The 7,130-nt window shown below is 71.3% G+C and carries 5 protein-coding genes; 3 read left to right on the top strand and 2 right to left on the bottom strand.

The window, feature by feature from the left end; translation table 11 throughout:
- Positions 1-241 precede the first annotated feature (241 nt).
- Positions 242-2,518 carry a heavy metal translocating P-type ATPase gene (locus J0695_RS30750; RefSeq protein WP_206967569.1) on the bottom strand — a complete coding sequence of 759 codons (2,277 nt, stop codon included), beginning with the start codon at positions 2,516-2,518 and terminating at the stop codon, positions 242-244.
- 186 nt (positions 2,519-2,704) lie between these two features.
- Here J0695_RS30750 and J0695_RS30745 point away from each other — a divergent pair, with 186 nt between their 5' ends.
- Positions 2,705-3,397: a copper homeostasis protein CutC gene (locus tag J0695_RS30745; protein ID WP_206967567.1), complete on the top strand. Its 693-nt coding sequence runs from the start codon at positions 2,705-2,707 to the stop codon at positions 3,395-3,397.
- Here the strand turns inward: J0695_RS30745 and J0695_RS30740 are convergent.
- The gene (locus tag J0695_RS30740) at positions 3,394-5,472 is read right to left on the bottom strand and encodes a HelD family protein (RefSeq protein ID WP_307798819.1); all 2,079 of its coding nucleotides are present in this window, start codon (positions 5,470-5,472) and stop codon (positions 3,394-3,396) included. The two genes, J0695_RS30745 and J0695_RS30740, sit on opposite strands and share 4 nt — an antisense overlap.
- A gap of 319 nt (positions 5,473-5,791) precedes the next feature.
- On the opposite strand from J0695_RS30740, the gene J0695_RS30735 reads away from it, so the two are divergent.
- Complete coding sequence (locus J0695_RS30735; RefSeq protein WP_206967566.1) at positions 5,792-5,956, top strand: hypothetical protein; 165 nt, start codon at positions 5,792-5,794, stop codon at positions 5,954-5,956.
- Positions 5,957-6,062: 106 nt separating this feature from the next.
- On the top strand, positions 6,063-7,130 hold a 1,068-nt coding region (locus tag J0695_RS30730; protein WP_206967571.1), incomplete at its 3' end, for a glycosyltransferase 87 family protein.

Genomic DNA, 7,130 nt, shown 5'->3' with positions numbered 1-7,130 from the left:
GCCCCTTCCCGAAACCGGGGGCGGGCCCCGGGCCCCCGCACGCGACCTTCGGCCGCGTGTCCTCAATCGCCGGACGGGCTTGATTTTGCCCGACCTGGGCTTGCATGTGCAGGCCGTACGTATCCGCAGATATAAGCTTGTATCAGCGAAAATCTAGCCCGTCGAGGGGGTCCCCCCTGCTCCTTAAGAGCTTGGGGGAGATTGAGGACCGGGGTCTGGGGCGGAGCCCCAGGGCGGGGTGTCACCCCGTCGGCTTGAAGCCTCGCAGCCGCAGGCTGTTGCCCACCACGAACACCGACGAGAACGCCATCGCCGCCCCCGCGATCATCGGATTCAGCAGCCCCGCCGCCGCCAGCGGCAACGCCGCCACGTTGTACGCGAAGGCCCAGAACAGGTTCACCCGGATCGTCCCCAGCGTGCGCCGCGCCAAGCGGATCGCATCCGCCGCGGACCGCAGGTCCCCCCGTACCAGCGTCAGGTCACCCGCCTCGATCGCCGCGTCCGTGCCCGTCCCCATCGCCAGGCCCAGGTCCGCCTGGGCCAGCGCGGCCGCGTCGTTGACTCCGTCGCCGACCATCGCCACCGAGCGGCCCTGCGCCTGGAGGCGCTTGACCACCGCCACCTTGTCCTCCGGCATGACCTCCGCGATCACCTCGTCGATACCGACCTTGGCCGCGACCGCCTCGGCCACCGCCTTGTTGTCGCCGGTCAGGAGGATGGGCGTGAGGCCCAGGGCGCGCAGGCGGCGGACCGCCTCGGGGCTCGTCCCCTTCACCGCGTCCGCGACCTCCAGGACCGCGCGCGCCTCGCCGTCCCAGGCGACCGTGATGGCCGTACGGCCCGATGCCTCGGCCCGTGCCTTCGCGCGTTCCAGGTCGGCCGGGAGCTCGATCGACCACTCCGACAGGAGCCGGGTGCGGCCCACCAGGACCGCGTGGCCCTCGACGATTCCCTGTACGCCCAGGCCCGCGACGTTGGTGAAGTCCTCGGGGGTGGGGAGCGTGCCCGTCCGCTCCGCCGCTCCCGCCGCCACCGCCTGCGCGATCGGGTGCTCCGAGACGTGCTCCAACGCGCCTGCCAGGCGCAGGACTTCATGCTCGGTCGTCGATTCGGCCGGGTGCACCGCCAGCAGTGTCATACGGCCCGTCGTGACCGTCCCTGTCTTGTCCAGGACGATCGTGTCCACCCGGCGCGTGGTCTCCAGGACCTCCGGGCCCTTGATCAGGATGCCGAGCTGGGCGCCGCGGCCCGTGCCGACCATGAGCGCGGTGGGCGTGGCCAGGCCGAGCGCGCAGGGGCAGGCGATGATCAGGACCGCCACCGCCGCGGTGAAGGCCGCCGTCAGGCCCGCGCCGTTGCCGAGCCAGAAGCCGAGGGTCGCGACCGCCAGGGCGATGACGACCGGAACGAAGACCGCGGAGATCTTGTCGGCGAGGCGCTGGGCCGCCGCCTTGCCGTTCTGGGCGTCCTCCACCAGCCGGGCCATCCGGGCCAGCTGGGTGTCCGCGCCGACGCGGGTCGCTTCGACCACCAGACGGCCGCCCGCGTTGAGCGTGGCTCCGGTGACCGTGTCGCCGGGCGCGACCTCGACCGGTACGGACTCGCCGGTGAGCATGGACGCGTCCACCGCCGAAGAGCCGTCGACCACCGTGCCGTCCGTGGCGATCTTCTCGCCGGGGCGGACCAGGAAGCGGTCGCCGGTCTTCAACTCGGCTGTGGGGATGAGGCGTTCGGTGCCGTCGGTGCCGATGAGGGTGACTTCCTTGGCGCCCAGTTCCAGGAGCGCTTTCAGCGCCGCGCCCGCCTTCCGCTTCGAGCGGGCCTCGAAGTAGCGGCCGGCCAGGATGAAGGCGGTGACTCCGGCCGCGGCCTCCAGGTAGATGTTGCCCGCGCCGTCGCTGCGGCCGATGGTCAGCTCGAAGGGGTGCGTCATACCGGTCATCCCGGCCGTACCGAAGAAGAGCGCCCAGAGCGACCAGAGGAAGGCCGCCGATGTGCCGACCGAGATCAGGGTGTCCATCGTCGCGGCGCCGTGCCGGGCGTTGGTCCAGGCCGCCTTGTGGAAGGGCAGTGCGCCCCAGACGACGACCGGGGCCGCCAGGGTGAGGGAGAGCCACTGCCAGTTGTCGAACTGGAGTACGGGGATCATCGCCATCGCGATCACGGGGATCGCGAGTGCGGTGGAGACCAGGAGGCGCTGGCGCAGTGCGGCGAGCGCGGTGTCTGCGGGCGCCGCGCCCGCTTCTTCGGGTGCGGACTGTACGGAAGCCGGGGGCGGCGGCTCCTGTGCCGTGTACCCGGTCTTCTCCACCGTGGCGATCAGGTCGGAGACCTCGACCCCGGCCTCGTAACTCACCTTCGCCTTCTCGGTGGCGTAGTTGACGGTCGCGCTCACGCCGTCCATCCGGTTGAGCTTTTTCTCGATACGGGCCGCACACGAGGCGCAGGTCATGCCGCCGATGGCGAGTTCGACCTCGGCCCCTTCTGCTGCCGGGGGCGCGGTGGTGGGCGACGGCATGGTCTCCTCCTCTGCTCTGGATACCCCCTAGGGGTATCTCGTACAGCCCCATGTATACCCCCCATCCGTACCAAGGTCAAGAGTGGGTGTTCAGAGTGCAAGCTGCGAAGGTGCAGGGCTGAGCCGTAGGCTGGCCATTGGACTAGACCAAGCCTGTAGCCGACTCCCTGAAGGAATTGGGATCTGATGAGCAACCGTGCAGTGCTTGAGGTGATCGCCCTCACCGCCGAGGACGCGACCGCCGCCCAGGCCGGAGGGGCGGACCGCCTCGAGCTGGTCACCGACATGGCGGCGGACGGCCTCACGCCGTCCCGGGAGACGTTCGCGGCGATCCGCGCGGCCGTCTCCATCCCGCTGCGCGTGATGCTGCGGCTGGCCGACGGGTTCGACGCGGGTGATGTCGACGCTCTCGTACGGGCGGCCCGCGAGCTGCGCGCCGAGGGCGCGGACGAGTTCGTGCTCGGGTTCCTGGACGCCGACGGCAACCCGGACCAGGTGGCCGTCGAGCGCCTCGTCGCCGAGATCGAGGGCTGCCGCTGGACCTTCCACCGGGCGATCGACCGCGCCGCCGACCGCGACGCCCTGCGCAAGCAGCTCGCCGATCTGCCCGGCCTGGACACCTACCTCACGGCGGGTTCCCCGGCCGGTGTCGACGACGGCATGGACATCCTGCTCGCCGAGGCGGCCCGCCAGGGCGAGCCCGGTTACGAGCCGCAGATCCTGGTCGGCGGAGGGCTGCACCTCGAACACCTGCCGCGGCTCCTGGCCGGCGGCATCGAGGCCGTGCACATCGGCGGCGCGGCCCGCCCCCACGGCTGGGACGGGCCGGTGGACGCCGCTGCCGTACGCGAGTGGCGTACGACGCTCGACACTCCCTAGGCGGCGGCGGGGGCCGCCAGCTGCTCCGGGACCGGAGCGTGGTGGTTGATGATCAGGCCGGAGACGGCGCGGGTGAGGGCCACGTACAGGCGGCGCAGCCCGGTGCGCTCGTCGGGCTCCCCGTCGACGACGGCCGCGGGCTCGTCCAGGACCACGTAGTCGTACTCCAGGCCCTTGGCGAGGGATGCGGGGACGAGCGTGAGCCGGGCGTCGGCGGTCGTCTCCTCGCCGGGGTTCAGATACGCCAGCCCGGCCGCGGTGAGCGCTTCGGCGAGTGCCGGGATGCGCGCGTCGGCCGCGATCAGGCCCGTCGAGCCCTCGTGGCGGAGCGAGTCGCGGCAGGCGGTGACGGCGGCTCCGTCCAGGTCGTCCGTCGTACGCAGGGAGAGCGAGCCGGGGTTCTCGCGTACGGAGGAGACCGCCGCGAGGCCCGGAGACATGTGGGGGAGCAGCCGGGACGCGTACGCGATGACCTCGCGCGGTACGCGGAAACCGGCGGTCAGCTCCTCGACGTGCGCCCCCGCCTTGCCCAGATGGGTGAGCGCCTCGGCCCAACTCGACGTAGCCCAGGGCGTGGTGCCCTGCGCCAGGTCGCCGAGGATGGTGGCCGATCCTGTGCTGCAGCGGCGGCCGACGGCGCGGTACTGCATGGGGGAGAGGTCCTGCGCCTCGTCGAGCACCACATGGCCGAGCGAGTGCGTACGGGCGATGAGGTCGCCCGCCTCGTCGATCAACACGGCGTCGGCCAGGGACCACTTGGCGGACTTCACGGACCGGGCGGGCTTCTCGGCGAGGACGGTCTTCTGCTCGTCGGCGGTGAGGATGCCGTCCGCGTGCTCGGCCAGGAAGTCCGCGTCGGAGAGCAGGCGCAGGACCAGCTTCGCCGGATCGACCTCGGGCCAGACGGCCTTGACCGCCGCTTTCACCGCGGGGTTGCGGGCCACCGCGTCCTGGACCCGGTCGTCGGGCGCCTCGCCCGACTGCTCCATCCGTACGAGAACGGTGTGCGCGATGCGCTGGGGCAGGGCGTCGTGGGCGGCGCCGTAGCGGATGTCGCGGTTGAGCAACTCCTGCACGATCTCTTCGAGTTCGTACGCCGGAATGCGCCAGCGGCGCGAGCCGCGCACGACCATGACGGGCTCGGTGGGGATCGTGACGTGCGAGCGCAGCGCGCGGCGCAGGACCTCCGCCATCCGGGCGTCGCCCTTGACGACGGCGGCCGGGGCGGAGTCGGTGGCGCGGACCTCGACGCGGGCGACCAGGTCGTCGACCGTCGCCTGCTTGACGTCCAACTCGCCCAGGGCCGGGAGTACTTGCTCGATGTAGTGGAGGAAGGACTTGTTCGGCCCGATGACCAGGGTGCCGGTGCGGGCGAGGCGGTCGCGGTGCGCGTAGAGGAGATAGGCGACACGGTGCAGGCCGACGGCGGTCTTCCCGGTGCCGGGACCGCCCTGGACGCAGACGGAGCCGGAGAGGTCTGCTCGTACGATCTCGTCCTGTTCGGGCTGGATCGTCGCGACGATGTCGCGCATCGGCCCGACGCGCGGCCGCTCGATCTCGGCCTGGAGGAGCTTGCTGGTCTGCGCGGGCCCGGCGGGGGCCTCGGTGAGGTGCTCGTCCTCGTACGCGGTGAGTTCGCCGCCCGTGTAGCCGAAGCGGCGGCGGAGGCCGACGTCCATCGGGTCCTTCGGGGACGCGCGGTAGAAGGGCTGCGAGACCGGTGCGCGCCAGTCGATGACCATGGGGTCGCCGTCGGCGTCGTGGACGTGGCGCCGCCCGATGTAGAAGCTCTCGCCCTCCGCGCCCTCCGCCTTGTCGGCGCCGGGCGCGTGGAGGTAGTCGAGGCGTCCGAAGAAGAGTGGGGTGTGGGAGAGGTCGGCGAGCGCCTTGATCCGGTCGTCGATCTGGCGTTCGAGCACGGCGGCGTTGACCCAGTTCGCGGTGACATCGCGGATGTCGAGCGACTGGACGTCCTCGCGCATGGCACGGAGTGCGGAGCGCGAGGAGGTGAGGTGGGCGCGCTCGCGGGCGAGGGGGTCGGGCTGGTCGGGCTGATCAGGGACGTGCGTGGGCACGGGTGCCTCCGGGCGGGTGTGACGCGATCACGGCATGACTGCAGCCCGGTACCGGCCGGGGTGCGCACGCTCCCGAGGGGGCGGCGGGGAAGGGGTGATTGTAGTCAGCGATCGGTGCTGGGGCCAGCGAATTGATCGGTGGCGGGGGAGTCGACGTCCGCCCCGGGGCGCTGCCCCGGACCCCGCTCCTCAAGCGCCGGAGGGGCTTGATGTGTACGCCTCCTAGGGGACGGTCTGCTCCTTGAGGGGGACATCGCGGGGCCGGAGGTTACTACCGCAGATCGATGTGCCGGGAATGCCCGAAACGGATGATGGATGCATGACCACAGCCACTCTCATCCCCGCCCCCCGCCAGGCCGCAGGCGCCACCGCCGTCGGCACCGCCCCGCGCTCCTCCCACCCTGTGGGCAGCGCACTGCGCGCCGTGAAGGTCTTCGCGGCCGCCGTCGTCAGCGTCGTCATCCTCGGGGAGTACAGCAACTGACCCGTTAGAGTCACTGTCCGTGCATCAACGCTCACTTGCAGTGCCCGGACTGTCGTTCGTTTCGCTTGCCGCATTCGCCGCGCTCTGTGCGGGCCTGCGCATCCCGATGGCCGACGCGCTCGTCTACCGTGCCGAAGGCGCCGCCGTGGCGGCCGGTACGGATCTGTACGGATTCACCGTCACCCGATGGCAACTGCCCGCCACTTACCCGCCGTTCGCCGCGATTCTCTTCGTGCCGCTGTCCTGGCTGCCCGTCCCGGGCCTCAAAGTCGCTTTCCTGGCAGGGAACGCCGTCCTGCTCGCCGTGCTTGTGCGGCTGTCGTGCCGATTTGCGGGCATCACCGTACGGACCGAAACCGTCGTCGCCGTCACCGCCGCCGCGCTCTGGCTTGAGCCGGTCTTCCAGACGCTGGTCTTCGGGCAGATCAATCTGGTCATCGCCTGCCTGGTCCTGTGGGACCTTTCGCGACCAAAGGGTGTTTCCGGAAGTGGAGTTGCTCTCGGAATCGCCGCCGGGATCAAGCTGACCCCGGCTGTCTTCATCATCTTCCTGTTTCTCACGGGCCGCGTACGAGCGGCGACCACTGCCCTCGCCGCCTTCGCTGCGACCGCACTGCTGGGCGCGCTCGCCCTGCCCTCCGCCAGCGTGGACTTCTGGACACGGCGGATCTTCGAGACGGGCCGGGTGGGGAAGGCGTGGATCGTCGACAACCAGTCGCTGCAGGGACTGGTGGCGCGCGTCCTGCACGACCCGCAGTCGGGCGGGGTGTGGGCAGCGGTCGCTGTACTGACCGGTGGTGCCGGCCTGTGGGCCGCGCGAAAGGTCCCCTACCGGTGGGGAGTTCTGGTCACCGCCGTCACCGCGCTCCTCGTTTCGCCGATCAGCTGGTCGCACCACTGGGTGTGGTGCGTGCCGCTGATCGCTGTGCTGGTGAGGGAGGGGCGGGTGCGGATCGCCTGGGCGGTGGCTGCGGTCTTCGCCGCGCGCACGATGTGGCTGGTGCCGCACCAGGGGGATCTGGACCTGCGACTGCCGTGGTGGCAGCAGGTGCTGGCAGCGCCGTACGCGTGGCTGGGGCTGGTGCTGGTCGGGTGTGCGGTGGCGTACGCGGGCCGGCGCCGGAGGCTGACCCCCGCCCCGGGGCTCCGCCCCGGACCCCGGTCCTCAATCTCC

Source organism: Streptomyces beijiangensis, from assembly GCF_017315755.1.
Classification (GTDB): Bacteria; Actinomycetota; Actinomycetes; order Streptomycetales; family Streptomycetaceae; genus Streptomyces; species Streptomyces beijiangensis.
The sequence above is the reverse complement of the archived record's forward strand: the minus strand, read 5'-3'. Positions and strand labels throughout refer to the sequence as shown.